Source organism: Pseudomonas sp. RIT778, assembly GCF_019718735.1.
GTDB classification, from domain to species: domain Bacteria; phylum Pseudomonadota; class Gammaproteobacteria; order Pseudomonadales; family Pseudomonadaceae; genus Aquipseudomonas; species Aquipseudomonas aphyarum.
Genome location: NZ_JAIHBA010000026.1, coordinates 20,581 through 42,315 on the forward strand (window position 1 = coordinate 20,581; position 21,735 = coordinate 42,315).

Sequence of the window (21,735 nt, forward strand, 5' to 3'; positions counted from 1 at the left end):
CCTTGACCCGCTCCTCGTGTTCTTCTTCGAGGATCTGGTCGCACTTGTTCAGTACCAGCCAGCGATCACGCTCGGCCAGCGACGGGCTGAACTTGATCAGCTCGTTGACGATTACCTCAGCGGCGTCCGGCGCACTGCTGTCGTCCAGCGGCGCCATATCCACGAGGTGCAGCAACAGACGAGTACGCGCCAGGTGCTTGAGGAAACGAATGCCCAGACCGGCACCGTCGGAAGCGCCTTCGATCAGCCCCGGAATGTCGGCGATGACGAAGCTCTTCCAGCGATCGACGCTGACAACACCCAGGTTCGGCACCAGAGTGGTGAACGGGTAATCGGCGACCTTCGGCTTGGCAGCCGATACCGAACGGATAAAGGTACTTTTACCGGCGTTCGGCAGACCCAGCAGGCCGACGTCAGCCAGAACCTTCATTTCCAGTTTCAGGTCGCGCTGCTCGCCCGGCTTGCCCGGGGTGGTCTGACGCGGCGCACGGTTGGTACTGGATTTGAAACGGGTGTTGCCCAGACCGTGCCAGCCGCCCTGAACCACCATCAGTTTCTGACCGGCCTTGGTCAGGTCACCGATGACTTCCTGGGTGGCGGAGTCGATCACGGTGGTGCCGACAGGCACGCGCAGGATCAGGTCTTCACCCTTCTTGCCGGTGCAGTCGGTACTGCCACCGTTGGAACCACGCTCGGCATCGAAGTGCCGGGTGTAACGGTAGTCCACCAGGGTGTTGAGGTTTTCGTCGGCCATCATGAAGATGGAACCGCCGTCACCGCCGTCACCACCGTTCGGACCGCCGTTTTCAATGAATTTTTCCCGACGGAAACTCATGCAGCCATTGCCGCCGTCACCAGCCTTTACGCGGATCGATACTTCATCAACAAACTTCATAACCAACGCCTCTCGCCGTACGGACGAGCCGAAAAACAATCAAGACATAAGACTCTTGCAAAAATGAGCGCAGCGACCCCAACTCACGACCTGCATCGCACGCCGACAGCCCATACAAACAGCTTTGCAAGAGACTCACCCCACAAACGAAAAAGCCCCGTCGCAAGACAGGGCTTCTCCAGCATACTCGCGATTAAGCCGCGACTACGCTCACGTAACGGCGGTTGAAAGCGCCCTTTACTTCGAACTTGATCACGCCTTCGATTTTCGCGAAGAGAGTGTGATCTTTACCCATGCCAACGCCGTAGCCAGCGTGGAATTGGGTGCCGCGCTGACGCACGATGATGTTGCCGGCCTTGATGACCTGGCCGCCATACATCTTCACGCCAAGGCGTTTGGCTTCTGAGTCGCGACCGTTACGGGTACTACCACCAGCTTTTTTGTGTGCCATGAGTCAATTCTCCTAGTGAGGAATTAGGCTGAAATTAAGCCTGAATACCGGTGATTTTGATCTCGGTGTACCACTGGCGGTGGCCCATACGCTTCATGTGGTGCTTACGACGACGGAACTTGATGATGCGGACTTTATCGTGACGACCTTGGGAGATCACTTCAGCCACAACGGTAGCGCCAGCAACAACTGGAGCGCCGATATTCACGTCGTCGCCATTGGCAACCAACAGAACGCGATCAAAAGTTACGGATTCGCCAGTAGCGACTTCCAGTTTTTCGATCTTCAGGTATTCACCTGGTGCAACTTTGTACTGCTTGCCACCAGTAACGATTACTGCATAAGACATGGTATTTCTCCGATAATCCTGCTCACCCAGCTCTTTATAAGAAGAGGTATTGGCTGGCATGGCTGCAATGGGCTGGAGGCCCGTTTGCAATTGCGTAAGGCAGGTGCTGCCCAGGAAGTTCAGGGTGCGCGATTGTACGCAAGCCTTCGAAGTCATGCAAGGGGCCGTCCATCGCGCCTTGACAGGCCCGGACGTGGGTCCTAGCATGCCGCGCAACCCTTCTGGAGCACCTGTCGCTGATGCAACCCCAAGCTTTCTACCGCGCGGTGGCGGACGATTTTAGCGCCGTCGACGGCATCATCAAGAAGCAGCTGACTTCCCGAGTGCCGCTGGTATCGAAAATCGGCGATTACATCACGTCGGCCGGCGGCAAACGCCTGCGCCCTTTATTGGTGCTGCTGTGTGGCAAGGCCCTGGGTCGCGAAGGCGACGACATGCGCCTGCTGGCCGCCACCATCGAATTCCTGCACACCGCGACCCTGCTGCATGACGACGTGGTCGACATGTCCGGCATGCGCCGTGGCCGTTCGACCGCCAACGCCATGTGGGGCAACGCCCCGAGCGTACTGGTCGGCGACTTTCTGTACTCGCGCTCGTTCGAGATGATGGTCGAACTGGGCTCGATGCCGGTAATGAAGATCCTGTCCCAGGCCACGCGCATCATCGCCGAAGGCGAAGTGCTGCAACTGTCCAAGGTTCGCGACGCCAGCACCACTGAAGAAACCTACATGGAAGTCATCCGCGGCAAGACCGCGATGCTCTTCGAGGCTTCGACCCACAGCGCCGCCGCGCTGGCCGGTGCCACCGCCGAGCAGAGCGAAGCGCTGCGTACCTTCGGTGACCACCTGGGCGTGGCATTCCAGCTGGTAGACGACCTGCTCGACTACAAGGGCGACGCCGAAACCCTGGGCAAGAACGTCGGTGACGATCTGGCCGAAGGCAAGCCGACCCTGCCGCTGATCTACACCATGCGCGAAGGCACGCCAGAGCAAGCTGCACTGGTACGCCAGGCGATTCAGAAAGGCGGGATCGAAGACCTGGAAAGCATCCGCATCGCCGTGGAAGCCTCCGGCTCCCTGGAATACACCGCGCAACTGGCCCGTGACTACGTGGCCCGCGCGATCAAGTGCCTCGACGCGCTGCCGGCCAGCGAATACCGCGATGCACTGGTTGAGCTGAGCGAGTTCGCGGTCGCCCGCACGCACTGATCAACGCCGCATCATAAAAAACCGCAGCCTCCGTCGGAGCCTGCGGTTTTTTGTTGCCTGCCATCAGCGGCTAAAACCCTATACAATGTGCGACTTTTAGCGATCCCCTCTCCAAGGAGCCTTAGTGAGCACGTTGCCACCCTGCCCGAAATGCAATTCCGAATACACCTACGAAGACGGCACCCAACTGGTGTGCCCGGAGTGCGCCCACGAGTGGTCTGCCGGCGGTGAAGCCGAAGTGGCATCCGACGATGCCGTGAAAAAGGATTCGGTCGGTAACGTCCTGCAGGACGGCGACACCATCACCGTGATCAAGGACCTGAAGGTCAAGGGCACCTCGCTGGTGGTCAAGGTCGGCACCAAGGTCAAGAACATCCGCCTGTGCGATGGCGATCACGACATCGACTGCAAGATCGACGGCATCGGCCCGATGAAACTCAAATCCGAGTTCGTCAGAAAAGTCTGATTCTGCTGTCTTCCATCCCGCGCCCGCCGTGGGATGGAGCTTCGCCCTCCCCCGCAATCCCCAGCAAATCCTCGCGATAGCCAAGCGCCAGCCGTTTTGACCTTACGCAATCTTTACCCGCAAAAAATCACAAACCGCCAATAGGCGCTTGCTATTTGACGAATAAGAATTATTCTCATTGAAACCCCTTCAATGGAGATGAGACCCATGACTTATTTGATCGACGCCTGGCTGGATCGCCCGCACCCGTACCTCAGGATCCTGCATCGGGAAACCGGTGAAGTCTGCGCGGTACTGGAAGAAGAAGCCCTGCACGAGTTGCAGGATCAAGGGGATCTGGACGTCAGCGGCCTGAGTTCCAGCGAGCCATTGGTGCTCAAGGAGCTGGTGCGCAATCTGTTCCTGTTCTGCTATGCCCGGGCCTTGCGCCCGACCAGTGAACTGCACAACAAGATCGAAGTATGAGAACGACGGAGAAACCCTGCACAAGCCACGCTTGTGCAGGGTAACGGGATTACAGAACGTCGAGCAGCTCGACGTCGAACACCAGAACGCTGTGCGGCGGGATGCTGCCAACGCCTTGAGCGCCGTAAGCCAGTTCGCTCGGCACGTACAGACGCCATTTGCTGCCGGCATTCATCAGTTGCAGGGCTTCGGTCCAGCCAGCGATAACGCCGCCAACCGGGAATTCAGCCGGCTGACCACGCTCGTAGGAGCTGTCGAACACAGTGCCGTCGATCAGCGTGCCGTGGTAGTGAGTACGCACGGTGTCTTCACGGGACGGCTTGGCGCCTTCACCTTGAGTCAGCACTTCGAACTGCAGGCCGGAAGCCAGGGTGGTGATGCCTTCTTTCTTGGCGTTTTCAGCCAGGAATGCCAGGCCTTCGCCAGCAGCGGCTTCAGCTTTGGCAGCGGCTTCGGCTTGCATGATCTCGCGGATCACCTTGAAGCTGGCGGACATGGCTTCCTGGCTTACACGGCTTTCCTTACCGGCGAATGCGTCGGTCAGACCAGCCAGGATGGCGTCCAGGCTGACACCCGGTGGCGGGTTGTCGCGCAGCTGGTCACCCAGCTGACGGCCGATGCCGTAGCTGACGCGGGTTTCGTCGGTGGACAGATTTACTTCGGACATGACACTGCTCCGCTGTGCGGACGGCCTCAGGACATGCCGTGCGTACACAGCGCGTCCCGGCGCGCCCGGAACCAAAAGGGCGAGCAGACTAGCACAGATGTTCCGGCATTGATCAGGCCCTCGGGCCTACAGCGCGGATCGCCAGGCCAGCGGCACCTTCAGGCTTTCTTCGCCACTGGCGCCAAGACCGCACATTTCATCGTGCACCGAGGTGTGCACCAGGTTGAACGGCAGCACCGGAAAGTTATGCAGCACATCCCGGGCATGCTCGACCGAACGCAGCATCAGCATTTTCCCCTGCGGGTCGCTCAGCGGATACGCCGCACCATGCATGCGGGCTTCAAGCAGGTAGATCCCGCCTTCCATGGAGATCAGGTTCAGTTCGTCGACCTTTCTGGCGACGGCAAACGCATTCAACTCTTGCAGGTTCATGAACGCACCTCACACGGTGGCGAGCCTTGAGACCTACAGGGATATGCCTCGGCCGATCAAAGTACAAGCCACAAACGACACCGCCCGTCTGTTTCGCAACAGACGGGCGGTTTTGTTACAGCAATCGTCAGCTCATCAGTGCTTGGTGAGCTTGTCCAGATAACCCATGGCGAACGCCGAGATCACGAAGGTCATGTGGATGATCACGTACCACATCAGGTGCTCGGGATCGACGTTCTTGGCGTCCATGAAGATCCGCAGCAGGTGGATCGAGGAGATCGCCACGATCGACGCCGCCACTTTCATCTTCAGCGACGAGGAGTCCATGGTGCCCAGCCAGCTGAGCTTCTCTTTGCCTTCATCGATGTTCAGCTCGGACACGAAGTTCTCGTAGCCGGAAATCATCACCATCACCAGCAAGCCGCCGACCAGCGCCATGTCGATCAGCGACAGCAGCACAAGAATCAGCTCGGACTCGGCCATGGAGAAGACGTTGGGAATGACATGAAACACTTCCTGGAAGAATTTCAATGCCAGCGCCAGCAGCCCGAGGGACAGCCCGATGTAGATCGGCGCCAGCAGCCAGCGCGTGGCGTACATTGCATTTTCGATAAAGCGTTCCATTGACTCTCACACAAGAAGGGTTGAAATCGGCGGCGAGTATACCAGCCGCCCATGACAGCCAGAAACCGCCCGGAAATCCGCCACCTGCGTGTGTGTGTCAAAGTTTTTCTGCTAGTGTCCAAACCATTGACAGCCCAGCGACAGTGGACAGGACGACTGGAAATGGATGTGCGATTGCCGATAACGACTGCCGGAATTTGCTTCGCCCTGATGCTGGGCGGGTGTTCGCCCGGCGATGAAAAACCCGCCGTCAGTCTCGAAGAAAAGACCGCGCAGTTCGAGCAATCGCTGGACGCCATCACCGACCCGAAACTCAAGGACGCCGTGACCGAACTCGGCGGCTCGCTGCTGTTGCTCGAACGCGCGCAACAGCGACTCGACAACAAACCGTCCCGGACCGAATACGGCGAAGACGCCCTCGGCGTACTCCGGCATTACCCGACACCCCAGGCGCTGGTGGACACCTTCATCAATGGCCTGTTTGTGCTGCACAAGGATTCCAGTTCCGATTACCTCACCGACCTGCAACCGGTGTTCCCTTTCGTGCTCAACATCCCCGGCGGCTTTCTGTTCCCCCATGGCGTGGAATGGCAATCGGTAACCCTGAGCAACAAACGGGTCATCGCCTATCAGCCGGAATGGTCGGAAACCGATCCGGGCATTCAGTTGAGTCCGTCCAGCTCCAACGTCACCAACCCCGATGACCTGACCGTCACCTACCCGTTCATCGAAGGGCTGAATGTCGACAAGAAGAACCTGCCGCGCCCGGTCAGCCTGCAAGGCCAGGTGGAAGTCATCGCCCCGAAACGCCTGCACAGTTTCAATCTGGATAAAAAGGACGTCGGCCAGACCCGCTCCGACGGCAACCTCAACGTAACCCTGCTGAAACTGGACACGCACTACGCCGAACTCGAGTTCAGCAACCAGTTGCCGCTCGCCCCGGAAGTCGCCAACACCCGGCTCAATCCGTTGATCGTTCAGGCCCGCGACTCGACGGGCCAGTATCTGGTGCGTGCCGGCGCCATCAACGAAAACCCCGAGCAGGTAGCGTTCTATCAAAAGCAGCTGGCGTACCTGCAACAGCAAAAAGCCTGGAGCGAGACGCTGGAAAAAAAGCTGGACGATGAACAACAGGCCTTCGAACAGCAGCACCCGCACCACTACAACAAGGTGTATTTCAACGGCCCGATCGACACCCTTGAAGTCAGCCTGCTGGATTTTTCCGAAGCGACCGTCACTCGCAAGGCCCTGGATCTGCCCGTACGCGAATTCGATCCGCACACCACGGAAAAAACCGTGCAGCCGCTCGACCTGCCGATCACTGTCTACGACGACCAGGCGCCCGACTGGCTCAAGGGCGCATCTCTGACTGAAGAACAGCTGAAAAGCGGCGTTCATATCCGCCAGTCGGTTGAAGAGCCGAGCGCCGCGCGCATCGAGTTCGACCACCGCAAAACTTTCAACGATGAAATGCTCGGCGACGACTTCAGCCCCGGCGAAAGCCCGGTGACGTTCTTCACTGAAAAGCACAACGGCAAACTCGACGAGCCAATCGAACTGCCGCCCGAGGCGTATCAGGTCGACCCGCTACAGGCGACCATCACCTACGACCTGAACCTGTTCCCGGAAACCCCGGCGATTGCCGTCGGCTCGATGCCGTTGTTCCTGGCCACGGTGGACAAACAGGCTTACGAAGCCAAGGCCCTGCCCAAAGGGCTCGAAATCAGAAACAACGCGCTGGTGGTGGATTTGAAGCGATACCCCGCCAACGAATGGCGATTCTTCGTCAAGGACGACAGCGGTCATTATCTGAAACAGATTCTGTCGGTCAGCCACGACGCAAGCGCTGAAGGACCAGCGTTATTCGGCGTGCATTATTTCTACGGCCGTCCGACGCGCGTGGAAACCTATCAGCGAACCGACCTCGCCACCGTGCAATACGGCTTTGAGGTCAAACTCGACAAGGCGCAGACCCAGGGCGCTGCGCCCTGATCGACGCTAATGGTCGGCGCTGATGATCTAGTGATCGAAAGTGCCGATGCTGCGTCCGCGCCCACCGTTGATCTGCCGCAACTGCGCCTGCAGATGCAACGACCAGATCTGTGGATCATTGGCCAGCTCATAGCCGTGCATCGTCAGGCTTTCAACGATGGTGTCGAGAATCGACTCGGCGGCGATCGGCCCGTGGAACGGGCCCTGGGCCTTGATGGCGGAAGGTTGTTCACCGGCCATGCCGGCGGCGAAGAGCAACGTCCACATGCCGTTATCGCCGGCCAACGGCTTGATGGCGCATTCGATACGGGTCACGAGACCCAGGCATTGACGGGTGAGGCAGAGGTTGCGCGACATGGCGGCGACCCTCGGTAAAGCCGGTGTTCAGCCCTTGCTGAAGAGCTGTTTCGATCCAGTGATACTGTCGATGTCCTTGAGCAGAGAATAGAAGAAAAGTCCGCCGCGCAAGCCGCACAGAACCAGAAGGCGCCGAATGGTCATTGTGTGAATATTGACGCCAGAGTGATGGCACTTTCGATGATTGCACCCGAAATAACTGTGGGAGCGAGCTTGCTCGCGAAAGCGGCGCATCAGGCAACATTTTCGTCGACTGACAGGACGCCTTCGCGAGCAAGCTCGCTCCCACAGGGGCATTACAAGGAGACTGATATCAGGCCGGTTTGGCCTCCGCCAGCGCCTCCTGCGCCAGTTCCTTCTCGGCCTCTTTCAGATCCTCTTCGCTGATCATCTCGGCAATCACTCGCAGGCGCTCCACTACCCGCGCGTTAACGCTGCCTTCCGGGAATTCGCCCTCTTCGTTCGGCTCACCGGCCGGCTCGCCCACCAGCAGGCTCAACGCTTCGTCGGCCTGACGCACCGCGTAAACGTGGAACTGCCCGGCACGCACCGCCGCCAGCACCTTCTCGTCGAGCATCAAGGTGGCGACGTTGGCCTGCGGAATGATCGCGCCCTGCTCGCCCGTCAGCCCGCGTGCTTCGCAGAGACGGAAGAAGCCTTCGATCTTCTCGTTGACCCCGCCCACCGCCTGCACTTCACCGAACTGGTTGATCGAGCCGGTGATCGCGAAGCACTGCTTGAGCGGGGTTTTCGACAACGCCGAAATCAGCGTGCACGCCTCACCCAGCGACGCGCTGTCGCCATCGACGTAGCCGTAGGATTGCTCCAGCGCGATGCTCGCGGAAATCGCCAGCGGGAATTCCTGTGCATAACGGCTGCCCAGATACCCGGTGAGAATCATCACGCCCTTGGAGTGGATCGGCTGGCCGAGGTTGACCTCGCGCTCGATGTCGACGATGCCGCTGCCGCCCGGGTACACCGTGGCGGAAATCCGCGCCGGCACACCGAACGCCGAGTCACCGACTTCGAGCACGGTCAGGCCGTTGCATTTGCCGACCGCCGCGCCGTCGGTGTCGATCAGAATGATCCCCGCCAGCATGTCGTCGAGAATCCGCGCCGACACCCGACCGGTGCGGGTGGCCTTGGCCTTGAGCGCACGCTCGATGTGGCCGGCGTCGGTCATTTCATCGTTGGCCAGATGCCGGATGAAATCCGCCTCGCTGACCAGCTGGAACAGATCGCCGATCCGCGCCGACAAACGCCCCTGGTGTTCAGCCAGACGCGCGCTGTAAGTCGCCAGACGCGCCACCGCGTCGGCGGTCAGCGGCGCCATGCCTTCTTCCGAAGTGCGGGTTTTCAGCAACTGGGCGAACTGCTCCAGGCTTTCGTCGACCATCGGGATGTCTTCGTCGAAGTCCACCAGAACGCGGAACATCTCCTGGAAGTCCGGATCGAGGTCCTGCAGCGTGTAATACAGCTGACGGGCGCCGATGATGATCACTTTGACCTGCAACGGAATGTGCTGCGGATTGAGCGTCACGGTGGCGAAACGGCCCATCTCGCCCAGCGGCGATTCCATCTTCAGCTTGCGCGATTGCAGGGCGCGCTTGAGCGCATCCCACACGAACGGCTCGCCGAGCATTTTTTCTGCTTCAAGGATCAGGAAACCGCCATTGGCGCGGTGCAGTGCACCCGGACGCAACTGGCGGTAGGTGGTGTAGAGCGCGCCCTGATCGGTGGTGTACTCGATACGGCCGAACAGGTTTTCGTAGGTCGGATGCGGCTCGAACACCACCGGTGCACCGCCGCTGGCCGGATGGCCGACCACCAGGCTCGGGGCGTATTGCTCTTCCAGCAGCTTGCGCGCGACAGCGTCGGTCTTGCTGTCATCGACCAGTTGCTCGACCACGGTTTTCAGCAGATAGACCTGCATCGCTTGCAGGTAACCGCAGACGGCGGCGTTTTCCGCGTACTTTTCCGACAGCGGTGCGAGCAAAGGCTGCAAGGCCAGGGTGATGGTTTCTTCGTTGAGCTGACGCAGCTGGTTGCTCGACTCGCGCTTCCATTGCGGCAGGCTGGCGAGTTCTTCGTTCAGGCGTTCTTCGAGGCCGGAAATGTCCTCGTGGAAGCGCTCGCGCTCGGTCTCCGGCAACTGGGCGAATTCGGCTTCGTCCAGCGCCTTGCCTTCGAGCATCGGGGTGAAGGCGATGTTGCTGCTGTCGCGGTACAGGGCGACGTCTTTTTCCAGGGCCAGACGTTCGATGACATCCAGCGCCTTGTCGTAGCGCTGGTTGAAGGCGCGGTCGATGGCGCTCTTCTTCTGCTGGTAGGACGGGTGCTCGAACACCGCTGGAAAGGTCGACAGCAGGTTGTCGATCAGGCCGTTGATGTCGCCGATGAAGGCGGCGGCGCTGCCCGATGGCAGTTCCAGGGCGCGGGGTTCGCGCGGCTCATCGAAATTGTTGACGTAAACCCAGTCCGCCGGGGTCTGCAGGCGTTTGCCTTCGGCCTTCAGGTAGCGTTTGACGAACGAGAAACGGCCGGTGCCGGGCTCGCCCATGACGAATACGTTGTAACCGGGGCGTGGCATGGCCACACCGAACTGCAAGGCTTCGACCGCACGTTCCTGGCCGAGCACACCGCGAAAGGGCTCCAGATCATTGGTGGTAGTGAAGCTGAACTGTTCAGCGGAAAACGGACGGGTCAGCGCTTCGGGCGCTAGACGCAAGCTGGCAGCAACAGGATCAGGCATCGGGCTTCCTTAACAATCAGGCGGGGCAGATAGCGGCATTCTGGCGCTGCCCGAGCCCCACTGGCAAGGCGCGCCATACGACAAAGCATAGACAACCGCCCAACCTTGACGCAGCCCCAGTGAAACCGGGGGTATCGCCAAATCTTTTGTAAAAAATCACGGAACCCCGGGAACGTGCCTAAACTCCAAACTGCGCGGCTGGAACTAATACCGGCCCACTGGCTTCGTTTGGATCTGTTTCTACAGAGCTTGGGGGGCCAGAACCCTGTCCATTGGTATGCACACAAAGAGAACAAAGCTATGAAACGGATTCTTCTCGGTACTCTCTTCACCGCTGTATCCATCAACGCAATGGCGCAAGCTCCAGGCGGCCCGGATTGCGGTTGGGGCAACATGCTGTTCGAAGGTCAGCGTGGCACCCCTGCTCACTTCCTGGCATCCACCACCAACGGCACCTCCGGCAATGCCACATTCGGCATGACGTCCGGCACCAACGGTTGCTCCACCAACGCATCGCTGACCTACGGCGGCAAATCCTGGTTTGCCATGAATGGCATGATGAACGAGCTGTCCGAAGACATGGCAAAGGGCAACGGCGAAGCGCTGACGACCTATGCCGTGGTACTGGGCGTGGCGCCGGAAGACCGTGCGCACTTCGCCGCCGTCACTCACGAGCACTTCCAGCAGATCTTCAGCAAGGCTGACGTGACCGCCGAAGACGTGCATACCAACACCCTGGCCGTCCTGAAGGCAGACCCACGTCTGGCCAAGTACGCGACTCAGGCTTAAGCTCGACCCACCCGCTTCTTTCGGGAAGCGGGTTTTATTTTTTCGACCCGCCCTTCCTGGGCTTTGTTTCTTTCGACTTAAGTTGCCATTTATGCTCAAACGCCTTGCCTGGCTGGCGCTGTGTGTCTGCGCCCCGCTGTCCGCCGCGCCTCACATTGACCCTCAACGTTTGCAGCAACTGGCCAACGACCGCTTCTGGATTTCCCTCGGTCATTACGAAACCGCCAAGCTCGGAGGCTGGCGCAGCTACGTCAGCGACAAAAAATTCTTTCTTGCCGCCAACGGCAACGAACACCCCGACCATGAACTGGCGGCCACCGTGCAAGCGCTGTACGCCCCCGCCAGTCTCGGTGAGCAACACGCCCAGTGCGTCTACCCGGCACGCACCCGCTGGTTGAAGGATCAACTCAACTTGACCGATCTGCCGACGCCGGACTGCGCCGAATTCAAGAAGTGGTTCAAGGACGTCTCGCCCCACAGCGCGGTGATGATTTTCCCGGCGGCCTACCTCAACAGCCCGTCGTCGATGTTCGGCCACACCCTGCTGCGCATCGACCAGGCTGACGTGCAGAGCGACAAGACTTCGCTGCTCAGTTACGCGATCAACTTTGGCGCCTACATCGAAGGTTCGGACAACAGCATTCTTTACGCCTGGAAAGGCCTGATGGGCGGCTATCCGGGGCTGTTCGCGCTGGTGCCCTATCAGGAAAAACTTTCGGAATACCGCAGTCTGGAAAACCGCGACCTGTGGGAGTACCGGCTCAATCTGACGCAAGCCGAAACCGCGCGGATGGTCGAGCATGTGTGGGAGTTGAAGCAGATCCAGTTCGACTACTTCTTCTTCGATGAAAACTGCTCCTATCGCCTGCTCGAACTGTTGCAGGTGGCGCGCCCGAGCCTGCGCCTGACCGAACAATTCCCGCTGACCGCGATCCCGACCGACACCGTCAAAGCGGTGAAAGAAGCCGGGCTGGTCGAACACATCGAATACCGCCCGTCCCGCGAGCGCGAACTGCTCAGCCGCGCCGAGCCCTTGAGCGGCGAAGAACAGGACTGGGTGCTGAAAGTCAGCGCCGATCAACAGCAATTGCAGGATCCGGTTTTCAAGGCCCTGCCCCGCGACCGGCAAGCGCTGATCATCGACGCCGCGTATCGGCTGGAGCGCTACCGCGCCAACGGCCAGGAACGTGATCCACAGCGAGCGCAGCGCAGTTTCGAACTGCTGCGGGCGATCAACAAGAACCCGGCGCCGGAGCTGCAAATTCCACAACCGGGCCTGCCGGAAGACGGCCACGAATCGCGCACCTGGCAAGCCGGTCTCGGCACGCGCGGTGACCGCGCATTCGGCGAGTACGGCTTGCGCATGGCCTATCACGACCTCAACGACAACGCCGAGAGTTTCCCCCTCGGCGCACAGATCGAAATCCTGCAGATGAAGCTGCGCCAGTTCGAAGGCAATCACTGGCAGTTCCAGCAGCTGGATCTGGCGACCATCCGTTCGCTGACGCCGCGCAATGCGCTGTTGCAGCCGCTGTCGTGGCAAGTCACCGGTGGTCTTGAACGCGTGCCGGGCAAGCATGACGACGAGACGCTGGTCAGCCACGTCAACGGTGGCGGTGGCGGCACCTGGGCGCTGGGTGACGATGTGCTGGGTTTTGCCCTCGGCACGGTGCGCGTTGAACACAACAATGATTTCGCCGAGTTCGTTTCCCCCGCAGGCGGTTTCAATACCGGCGTGTTGTGGAAAAACCCGCTGGGCAATCTCAGCCTGGAGGCCAAAGGTGATTACTTCTTCAATGGTGAAGTGCGCCGTAGCCTGAGTCTGAACCAGCAGTGGGAATTGTCGCGCAACCTCGGCCTGCGCCTGAGCGCCCAGCGCGAGTTCAGCCATCTGGCCACGCCGGAGACCGAGGTGATGCTGGAAGTGAAGTGGTATCACTACTGAGGTTTTGATCTTTCTTTCACGCCCCATCGACGAATCCGCTTCTAGACTTTCCCTATCAGCCGTTTAACGGCCCGGGAGAGTGTGATGTGGCGGTGTGCGGTTTTTGCGGGCGTGTTGCTGTTGCTGGGTGGCTGTCAGAGCACCCACGAAGATCTGATTGCCAAGGGTTATCCACCGGCGTTCGCCGACGGGTTCGATGACGGTTGCATCAGCGGTCGGCAGGCGGCCGGTTCGATCAGCGGCGAGTTTCGCAAGAACGTGCCGCGCTATCTCAAGGACAAGCAATACGCCGAAGGCTGGAGCGACGGCTTCCGCCAGTGTCAGGCGATGCTGGAAAACAAGGATCGCGAACAGTATCGCAACGAGCACTGGGACGAGCGCGAGCGCGCCTGGCAGCAGGAAAAGGATCAGGGCGCAGCGCGGGCTTATCGTTCGCAGTAGGTCGTTTCCAGACATCCAGCGAAACCTTTTGCCTGCGACCATGGCCCAACGGTTGTAACAGGAGCCCATCATGAGTCGCGCCTTCGTCAACGAAGACAACGCCGCTGCGCAAGCCGATCAGCCGGTCGAACGGCAGGTCAGCACACAGCCCAATTACGTCACGCCGCAAGGCCTTGCCCAGTTGCAGGCGAAAGTCGCCGAACTGCAAACCCTGCACGCCGAACAGTCCGCCAAGGGCGAACAGGCCGACAAGCAGCGGCTGGCCGATCTCGAACGGGATTTGCGTTATTTCAATCAACGGGTCGGCAGCGCTCAAGTAGCCCCGGCCCCGACGTCGAACGACAAGGTGCAGATCGGCAGTTGGGTGACCTACGCCGACGAACACGACACCGAGCGCCGGGTGCAACTGGTCGGCGAGGATCAGGCCGATGCGGCCAACGGTCTGATCAACTGGGCCTCACCGCTGGGCCGTGCGCTGCTTGGCGCGCGGCTCAACGATGAAGTGCTGTGGCAGCGTCCGGCCGGCGATCAACTGATCGAAGTGATCCGCATCGAGCGTTCTTAAACTACGCCTTGCGCCAGCATCGCGTCGGCGACTTTGACGAAGCCGGCGATGTTCGCGCCTTTGACGTAGTTGATCCGGCCGTTTTCCTCACCGTAATGCACGCAGGCGTGGTGAATCGACTGCATGATCCCGTGCAGCTTGCTGTCCACCTCGCCGCCCGTCCACAGCAGGCGCATGGCGTTCTGCGACATCTCCAGACCGCTGACCGCCACGCCGCCGGCATTCGAGGCCTTGCCCGGCGCGAACAGAATGCCGGCCTCGATAAAGATATCCACAGCATTGAGGGTGGTCGGCATGTTGGCGCCTTCTGCTACGCAGAAGCAGCCGTTGCGCAGCAAGGTGCGGGCGGATTCGGCGTCGAGTTCGTTCTGGGTGGCGCAAGGCAACGCGATATCGCACGGCAACGACCATGGCAGTTGACCGGCGCGGAACTCCAGGCCGAAGGCGGAAGCCAATTCGCTGATCCGTCCGCGCTTGACGTTCTTCAGTTCCAGCAGCGCCAGCCACTGTTCTTCGCTCAGGCCCGCCTCGCAATACAGCGTGCCTTCGGAGTCAGACAGGGAAATTACCTTGCCGCCCAGATCCATCACTTTGCGAGCCGCGTATTGCGCAACGTTGCCGGAACCGGAGATCGCCACGCGTTTGCCTTCGACGCTCTGCTCGCGGCGCTTGAGCATTTCCTCGGCGAAATACACACAACCGAAACCGGTGGCTTCCGGACGGATCAGGCTGCCGCCGTAGGTCATGCCCTTGCCGGTCAGCACGCTGGTGAACTGGTTGCTCAGGCGTTTGTATTGGCCGAACAGGAATCCGATCTCCCGTGCGCCGACACCGATATCCCCGGCCGGCACGTCCACGTCGGCACCGATGTGGCGGTACAGCTCGCTCATGAACGCCTGGCAGAAACGCATGACTTCGGCGTCGCTCTTGCCCTTCGGATCGAAGTCCGAACCGCCCTTGCCGCCGCCCATGGGCAACGAGGTCAGGGAGTTCTTGAAGGTCTGTTCGAAGGCGAGGAATTTCAGCACACCCATGTTCACCGAAGGGTGGAAGCGCAAGCCGCCCTTGTACGGGCCGATGGCGCTGTTCATCTGGATGCGGAAACCGCGATTGACCTGGACCTTGCCCTGATCGTCGACCCACGACACACGGAACACCACCGCCCGCTCCGGCTCGCAAATGCGCTCCAGAATCCCGGAGGTCAGATAGTGCGGATTGGCTTCGAGAAACGGCCACAGGCTGCGCAGGACTTCTTCGACGGCCTGGTGGAATTCGGGTTGATCCGGATCGCGCTTTTTCAGACGGGCGAGGAAGGATTCGACGGATTCGATCATGGGAAAAGTCTCGGCAAATTTGTTGTCGTTGGAGGAGATTGAGCCGGACTGTAACAAACGATATGTACACAGCAACAGACAAAAATGTCGCATTTATGAAAACAAATAGTACACACGCTATAAAACAGTCTGCATTGCAGGCAAAAAAAAGCGGAGCCCGAAGGCCCCGCTTTTTCATGCAACCAACCTGTTATCAGGCCAGTTTCTTGTGGCGTACCCGGTGTGGCTGGGCCGCTGCTTCGCCGAGGCGCTTTTTGCGATCGGCTTCGTACTCGGTGTAGTTGCCCTCGAAGAACACGGCTTGCGAGTCGTCTTCGTACGCCAGGATGTGAGTCGCGACGCGGTCAAGGAACCACCGATCGTGAGAGATCACAATGGCGGCGCCCGGGAAGTCCAGCAGGGCTTCTTCCAGGGAACGCAGGGTTTCAACGTCGAGGTCGTTGGACGGTTCGTCGAGCAGCAGGACGTTGCCGCCCTCCTTCAGGGTCAGCGCCAGGTGCAGACGACCGCGCTCACCACCGGACAGGTCCTTGACGAACTTCTGCTGATCGCCGCCCTTGAAGTTGAAGCGACCGACGTAGGTACGCGACGGGATCTCGTAGTTGCCGATACGGATCTGGTCGGAACCATCGGAGATCTGCTGGAACACGGTCTTGCTGCCGTCCAGGTCTTCGCGGCTCTGGTCAACGCAGGCCAGTTGCACGGTTTCGCCGATCTCGATGCTGCCGGAATCCGGGGTTTCCTTGCCCATCAGCATGCGGAACAGGGTCGACTTACCGGCACCGTTACCGCCGATCACGCCGACGATGGCGCCTTTGGGCATCGAGAAGGACAGGTTGTCGATCAGGACGCGATCGCCGTAGCCCTTGGTGACGTTCTTGAACTCGATGACCTTGTCACCCAGGCGCGGACCGGCCGGGATGTAGATCTCGTTGGTTTCCGAACGCTTCTGGAATTCCTGCGACTGCATTTCTTCGAAGCGTTGCAGACGAGCCTTGGATTTCGACTGGCGGGCCTTGGCGCCTTTGCGCACCCACTCAAGTTCTTCCTTCATGGCTTTTTCGTGAGCCGATTGCTGCTTGGATTCCTGGGCCAGACGATCGGACTTGGCTTCCAGCCAACCCGAGTAGTTGCCCTCGTAAGGAATGCCCGCGCCGCGGTCGAGTTCCAGAATCCAGCCAGCAACGTTGTCCAGGAAGTAACGGTCGTGCGTGATCGCTACCACAGTGCCCGGGAAGTCGTGCAGGAAGTGTTCGAGCCACGCAACGGAGTCGGCGTCCAGGTGGTTGGTCGGTTCGTCGAGCAGCAGCATGTCCGGGGCGGACAGCAGCAGACGGCACAGGGCCACACGACGCTTTTCACCACCGGACAGGTGCTCGACCTTGGCGTCCCAGGCCGGCAGACGCAGCGCATCGGCGGCGACTTCCAGCTGGCGTTCCAGGTTGTGACCGTCGCTGGCCTGCAGGATCGCTTCGAGCTTGGCCTGTTCAGCGGCCAGCTTGTCGAAGTCGGCGTCCGGGTCGGCGTAAGCGGCGTAGACCTCGTCCAGACGCGCTTGCGCATCCTTGATCACGCTGACCGCTTCCTCGACCACTTCACGCACGGTCTTGGTCGGATCCAGTTGCGGCTCTTGCGGCAGGTAACCGATGTTCAGTTCCGGCATCGGGCGCGCTTCGCCTTCGAACTCGGTGTCGACGCCGGCCATGATTTTCAGCAGCGTGGATTTACCCGAACCGTTGAGGCCGAGTACGCCGATCTTGGCGCCGGGGAAGAAAGACAGCGAAATGTTTTTCAGGATTTCCCGCTTCGGCGGAACAACTTTGCCCAGCCGATGCATGGTGAAGACGTATTGAGCCATGGAGAACCTTGGGTCAGTGACAGATGAATGATTGGAGCGCAGGCGATGCCCGGCCAGACCGATGCGCGTCGTTCACTTGATGGTCATCAATGCGTGCGCGCTGAAAAAAGTCTGATTCTAGGAGCTGGAACGCTCCCGCGTAACCGGCAAAGCTACCTTAATGATGAAAGGCAGTCCAGCCGAGTGGGGCTGGCACTTCGCCACAACTCAAGGCATGCTAGCCGCCCCTTGGGCGTCCGGCTTATAGTGCACGTCGCGCCAGTCCAGCCAGACCGCAGGATTACAGCTTGTCCAACGTCACTCCGCCAGCCTCTGTGAGCAGCACCCAACCGGCGCCCGGCTCGTCCCTGCGCGGAACATTGAAAGGCGCGCTGGCGACACTGGTGCTGTTGCTGCTCGCGCTGCTGTTCTGGCAGCTGCTCGATCAACTGCGCGAAACCCAGAAAAACCAGCGTCAGTACACCATCGACTACACCGCCGACCTCGCCGCTCAGGTCAGCCTGAACATGGCGCTGAACGCGCAGATTGCCCTCAACCTGCTACCGATCGTCGAACAACCGCAATCAGCCGACGAACAGCAGGCGCTGCTGCGCAAACTTCAGAAATCGCTGCCCGACCTGCGCAGCCTGGCCCTGCTCAGCCCCTCCGGAAAAATCCTCAGCGACAGCGCCACTGACAGCCACGACGCCGATTACCTCAGCGATCTGGTTCGCCGCAGTCGCGCTCAAGCCCATTACTTCAGTAACGCCGACGACGGTTCGGTGGTGCATCTGTTGCTGCATCAGGCCAGCGGCAGCACGCGCGGTTACTGGGCGCTGCGCCTGACACCGACCTTCTTCGACGCACTGACCAAACAGGGCGAAGCCGGTATCCGTCCGCTGTGGCTGGTGGAAAACCGCGTCAACCATCAGATCATCAGCCGCGACGAAGCCCTGCCTTCTTCCAAGACCAGTACCTTGACCCCGGACGATCTGGCCAACAGCGTGCTGACCGTGCCGCTGAGCAGCAGCGACTGGCAACTGCGTGGCCTGTTCGACCGTCAGCATGTGCTCGAACAACTGCTGCCGGCGTTCATCGGCAAATGCCTGCTGGGCCTGGCACTCTCGCTGCTGCCGTTTATCGCGCTGCTCAACATGCGCCGCCGTCAGCGTCAGGTGCATGAAGGGCGCCGCCGTTATCAGGATATTTTCGAAGGCACCGGCGTGGCGCTGTGCGTGCTGGATCTTTCGGGGCTCAAGCAGGTTTTTGAAAAGGCCCAGATCCAGACCAGCGACCAGCTAAAGGCCTGGCTCGACCAGCCGGCGCAGCGCCAGCAATTGCTCCACGAACTGCGGGTGACCGAGGTCAACCAGGTCGCCTTGCAACTGCTCAACGTCAATTCCTGCGACCACGCCTGGCAACTGTTGATCGACGGTCAGCCGCACAGTCAGTGCGCTATCGGCAATCAGGTACTCGACGCCGTGCTCCAGCAGCAAAAGCAGCTGGAACTGGAAATCAAGCTGCCGGACATCAATGGCCGCGACCAGCACCTGTGGCTGGTGCTGCGCCTGCCGCAGGAACAGCACGACTACAAAGCCGTAATCCTGAGCATCAACGACATCACCAGCCGCAAGCTGATCGAGCTGTCGCTGCTGGAGCGCGAAGGTTTCTGGTCGGACGTGGTGCGTACCGTGCCGGATCATCTGTACGTGCAGGACGTGATCAGCCAGCGGATGATCTTCAGCAACCACCACCTCGGCCAGACCCTCGGTTACAACCGCACCGAACTGCACCAGATGGGCGAGTACTTCTGGGAAATCCTCCTGCACCCGGAAGACGCCGACTATTACCACCGCTCGCGGCAGATGCAGCGTCACGCCGGTTACAGTCAGCTGCTGCAATGCCAGCTGCGCTTCCGCCATCGCGACGGCAAGTGGCGGCGCTTCGACATTCGCGAACAGGCGCTGGCCCGGGACAAGCACGATCAGGTCACGCGGATCATCGGCGTGGCCAAGGACATCACCGAGCAGATCGAAGCCAGCGAATCGTTGCGCGACAGCGAACAACGCTACCGGATGCTCGCCGAAAGCATCAGCGACGTGATTTTCTCCACCGACAGCCAGCTGTCGCTGAACTACGTCAGCCCGTCGGTGCAGGCGGTGCTGGGCTATGACGCCGAATGGATTTTCCAGAACGGCTGGCAGTCGACCATCGCCAACCCGCAGCAACTGAGCGGCATCTATCACCTGATGGATCGGGTCAGCAAAGCCTTGGGCAAACCCGAGCAACTGGTGATTTTGCGCAGCCAGGTGCAGACCCAGATGTTCCTGTTCGACTGCCTGCGCGCCGACGGTCGCAAGATCCCGATCGAACTGCGTCTGGTGCTGGTGTGGGACGAACACGGCGCCTTCGAAGGCGTGCTCGGGGTGGGTCGCGACATCAGCCAGCAACGCCGCGCCGAGAAAGACCTGCGCATGGCGGCCACGGTATTCGAGCACTCGACCTCGGCGATCCTGATCACCGACCCGGCCGGTTACATTGTCCAGGCCAACGAGGCGTTCAGCCGGGTCAGCGGTTACGCGGTGAGCGAAGTGCTCGACCAGTTGCCGAACATGCTGACCGTCGACGAACAGCAGGACGCGCACCTGCGCTACGTGCTCAAGCAGTTGCATCAGCACAGCACCTGGGAAGGCGAGGTCTGGCTCAAGCGCCGTAACGGCGAGCATTACCCTGCATGGGTCGGTATTACCGCCGTGCTCGACGACGAGGGCGACCTGGCCAGTTACGTGTGCTTCTTCAGCGATATCAGCGAGCGCAAGGCCAGCGAGCAGCGGATTCACCGCCTCGCCTACTACGACGCCCTGACCCATCTGCCGAACCGCACGCTGTTCCAGGATCGTCTGCACACCGCGCTGCAATCGGCCGAGCGGCAGAAGTCGTGGGTGGTGCTGATGTTCCTCGACCTCGACCGATTCAAACCGATCAACGACTCCCTCGGCCACGCCGCCGGCGACCGCATGCTCAAGGACATGGCCACGCGATTGCTGGCCTGCGTCGACGATGACGACACCGTGGCGCGGATGGGCGGCGACGAATTCACCCTGTTGCTGCAACACCGCTCCAGCCGCGAGATGGCGCTGAACCGTGCGATCCACGTGGCCGAACAAATCCTCGCCAGTCTGGTGCGACCGTTCGTGCTGGAGGGTCGCGAGTTCTTCGTCACCGCCAGTATCGGCATCGCCCTGAGCCCGCAGGACGGCAACGAACTCAGTCAGTTGATGAAGAACGCCGACACTGCGATGTACCACGCCAAGGAGCGCGGCAAGAACAACTTCCAGTTCTATCAGGCCGACATGAACGCCAGTGCGCTGGAGCGTCTGGAGCTGGAAAGCGATCTGCGCCACGCCCTCGAGCAGAACGAATTCGTGCTGTATTACCAGCCGCAGTTCAGCGGCGACGGCAAACGCCTGACCGGCGCCGAAGCCCTGCTGCGCTGGCGTCATCCGCGTCGCGGGCTGGTGCCGCCGGGAGATTTCATTCCGGTGCTCGAAGAGCTCGGGCTGGTGGTAGACGTCGGCGACTGGGTCATCAGCGAGGCCTGTCGCCAGCTCAAGACCTGGCACCAGAGCCGCGTGCGCGTGCCGAAGGTCTCGGTGAACATTTCCGCCCGGCAGTTCTCCGACGGCCAGCTCGGCACGCGGATCGCCACCATCCTCAAGGAAACCGGCCTGCCGCCGGCGTGCCTGGAGCTGGAACTGACCGAAAGTATCCTGATGCGCGAAGTCAGCGAAGCGATGCAGATCCTTGCCGGCCTGAAAAACCTCGGTTTAAGCATCGCGGTAGACGACTTCGGCACCGGTTACTCATCGCTGAACTACCTCAAGCAATTCCCGATCGACGTGCTGAAGATCGACCGCACCTTCGTCGACGGCCTGCCGTCCGGCGAGCAGGACGCGCAGATCGCCCGGGCGATCATCGCCATGGCCCACAGCCTGAATCTGGCGGTGATCGCCGAGGGCGTGGAAACCCATGAGCAACTGGACTTCCTGCGCGAGCATGGCTGCGACGAGGTTCAGGGTTATCTGTTCGGCCGGCCGATGCCGGCGGGACGGTTCGAGGCGCAGTTCAGCAATGATGCGCTGTTCATGTTCGACTGATTTTTTGCG

19 protein-coding genes are annotated in these 21,735 nt (G+C 60.4%); 9 read left to right on the forward strand and 10 right to left on the reverse strand.

Features of this window, described 5'->3' with window-relative positions:
* The 3 genes from cgtA to rplU form a co-directional block, all read right to left on the reverse strand.
* Window positions 1-895 (reverse strand): Obg family GTPase CgtA (cgtA, locus tag K5E37_RS18730; protein WP_221534803.1); only part of this gene is annotated, 895 nt, incomplete at its 3' end.
* A 193-nt stretch (window positions 896-1,088) separates the two neighbouring features.
* A complete protein-coding gene (gene rpmA, locus K5E37_RS18735; RefSeq protein WP_007950960.1) occupies window positions 1,089-1,346 on the reverse strand; it encodes a 50S ribosomal protein L27 in 258 nt (85 codons plus the stop codon).
* 34 nt (window positions 1,347-1,380) lie between these two features.
* Complete coding sequence (gene rplU, locus K5E37_RS18740) at window positions 1,381-1,695, reverse strand: 50S ribosomal protein L21 (protein ID WP_007950961.1); 315 nt, start codon at window positions 1,693-1,695, stop codon at window positions 1,381-1,383.
* Window positions 1,696-1,934: 239 nt separating this feature from the next.
* Between rplU and K5E37_RS18745 the strand changes: the two genes are divergently transcribed.
* The 3 genes from K5E37_RS18745 to K5E37_RS18755 all read left to right on the forward strand — a co-directional run bounded on the left by K5E37_RS18745 (window position 1,935) and on the right by K5E37_RS18755 (window position 3,834).
* The gene (locus tag K5E37_RS18745; protein ID WP_007950962.1) at window positions 1,935-2,903 is read left to right on the forward strand and encodes a polyprenyl synthetase family protein; all 969 of its coding nucleotides are present in this window, start codon (window positions 1,935-1,937) and stop codon (window positions 2,901-2,903) included.
* A gap of 124 nt (window positions 2,904-3,027) precedes the next feature.
* A complete protein-coding gene (locus K5E37_RS18750; protein WP_007950963.1) occupies window positions 3,028-3,369 on the forward strand; it encodes a zinc ribbon domain-containing protein YjdM in 342 nt (113 codons plus the stop codon).
* A gap of 207 nt (window positions 3,370-3,576) precedes the next feature.
* Window positions 3,577-3,834 (forward strand): hypothetical protein, encoded by a 258-nt coding sequence (locus tag K5E37_RS18755; RefSeq protein ID WP_007950964.1) that lies wholly within the window; start codon window positions 3,577-3,579, stop codon window positions 3,832-3,834.
* Between the two features lie 49 nt (window positions 3,835-3,883).
* Here the strand turns inward: K5E37_RS18755 and K5E37_RS18760 are convergent, their stop codons facing one another.
* The 3 genes from K5E37_RS18760 to K5E37_RS18770 form a co-directional block, all read right to left on the reverse strand.
* Window positions 3,884-4,501, reverse strand: coding sequence for an FKBP-type peptidyl-prolyl cis-trans isomerase (locus K5E37_RS18760; protein ID WP_007950965.1), 618 nt, complete (start codon window positions 4,499-4,501; stop codon window positions 3,884-3,886).
* A 126-nt stretch (window positions 4,502-4,627) separates the two neighbouring features.
* The gene (locus K5E37_RS18765; RefSeq protein ID WP_085608703.1) at window positions 4,628-4,933 is read right to left on the reverse strand and encodes a DUF6482 family protein; all 306 of its coding nucleotides are present in this window, start codon (window positions 4,931-4,933) and stop codon (window positions 4,628-4,630) included.
* A 135-nt stretch (window positions 4,934-5,068) separates the two neighbouring features.
* Window positions 5,069-5,557 carry a TIGR00645 family protein gene (locus K5E37_RS18770; RefSeq protein ID WP_007950967.1) on the reverse strand — a complete coding sequence of 163 codons (489 nt, stop codon included), beginning with the start codon at window positions 5,555-5,557 and terminating at the stop codon, window positions 5,069-5,071.
* Window positions 5,558-5,719: 162 nt separating this feature from the next.
* Here K5E37_RS18770 and K5E37_RS18775 point away from each other — a divergent pair, with 162 nt between their 5' ends.
* The gene (locus K5E37_RS18775; RefSeq protein WP_221534804.1) at window positions 5,720-7,549 is read left to right on the forward strand and encodes a hypothetical protein; all 1,830 of its coding nucleotides are present in this window, start codon (window positions 5,720-5,722) and stop codon (window positions 7,547-7,549) included.
* Window positions 7,550-7,576: 27 nt separating this feature from the next.
* On the opposite strand, the gene K5E37_RS18780 is transcribed toward K5E37_RS18775, so the two are convergent.
* Both K5E37_RS18780 and K5E37_RS18785 read right to left on the reverse strand, forming a co-directional pair.
* Entirely contained in the window at window positions 7,577-7,906 is a 330-nt protein-coding gene (locus K5E37_RS18780; RefSeq protein WP_007950969.1) for a hypothetical protein, read from the reverse strand.
* Between the two features lie 313 nt (window positions 7,907-8,219).
* A complete protein-coding gene (locus K5E37_RS18785; RefSeq protein WP_085608705.1) occupies window positions 8,220-10,658 on the reverse strand; it encodes a Lon protease family protein in 2,439 nt (812 codons plus the stop codon).
* Window positions 10,659-10,958: 300 nt separating this feature from the next.
* On the opposite strand from K5E37_RS18785, the gene K5E37_RS18790 reads away from it, so the two are divergent.
* From K5E37_RS18790 to K5E37_RS18805, 4 genes are all read left to right on the forward strand, one after another.
* Window positions 10,959-11,447, forward strand: a complete 489-nt coding sequence (locus tag K5E37_RS18790) for a DUF3015 domain-containing protein (protein ID WP_007950971.1) — start codon at window positions 10,959-10,961, stop codon at window positions 11,445-11,447.
* A gap of 91 nt (window positions 11,448-11,538) precedes the next feature.
* Entirely contained in the window at window positions 11,539-13,392 is a 1,854-nt protein-coding gene (locus K5E37_RS18795) for a DUF4105 domain-containing protein (protein WP_221534805.1), read from the forward strand.
* 84 nt (window positions 13,393-13,476) lie between these two features.
* Complete coding sequence (locus K5E37_RS18800; RefSeq protein WP_007950973.1) at window positions 13,477-13,833, forward strand: hypothetical protein; 357 nt, start codon at window positions 13,477-13,479, stop codon at window positions 13,831-13,833.
* Window positions 13,834-13,903: 70 nt separating this feature from the next.
* Window positions 13,904-14,398, forward strand: coding sequence for a GreA/GreB family elongation factor (locus K5E37_RS18805; RefSeq protein ID WP_007950974.1), 495 nt, complete (start codon window positions 13,904-13,906; stop codon window positions 14,396-14,398).
* Here K5E37_RS18805 and gdhA read toward each other — a convergent pair.
* Both gdhA and ettA read right to left on the reverse strand, forming a co-directional pair.
* The gene (gene gdhA / locus K5E37_RS18810) at window positions 14,395-15,732 is read right to left on the reverse strand and encodes an NADP-specific glutamate dehydrogenase (protein WP_221534806.1); all 1,338 of its coding nucleotides are present in this window, start codon (window positions 15,730-15,732) and stop codon (window positions 14,395-14,397) included. The genes K5E37_RS18805 and gdhA overlap by 4 nt on opposite strands.
* Window positions 15,733-15,925: 193 nt before the next feature.
* Window positions 15,926-17,590 (reverse strand): energy-dependent translational throttle protein EttA, encoded by a 1,665-nt coding sequence (gene ettA / locus K5E37_RS18815; protein ID WP_007950976.1) that lies wholly within the window; start codon window positions 17,588-17,590, stop codon window positions 15,926-15,928.
* Between the two features lie 287 nt (window positions 17,591-17,877).
* Here ettA and morA point away from each other — a divergent pair, with 287 nt between their 5' ends.
* Window positions 17,878-21,726, forward strand: a complete 3,849-nt coding sequence (gene morA, locus K5E37_RS18820; protein ID WP_221534807.1) for a cyclic di-GMP receptor MorA — start codon at window positions 17,878-17,880, stop codon at window positions 21,724-21,726.
* Window positions 21,727-21,735 lie beyond the last annotated feature (9 nt).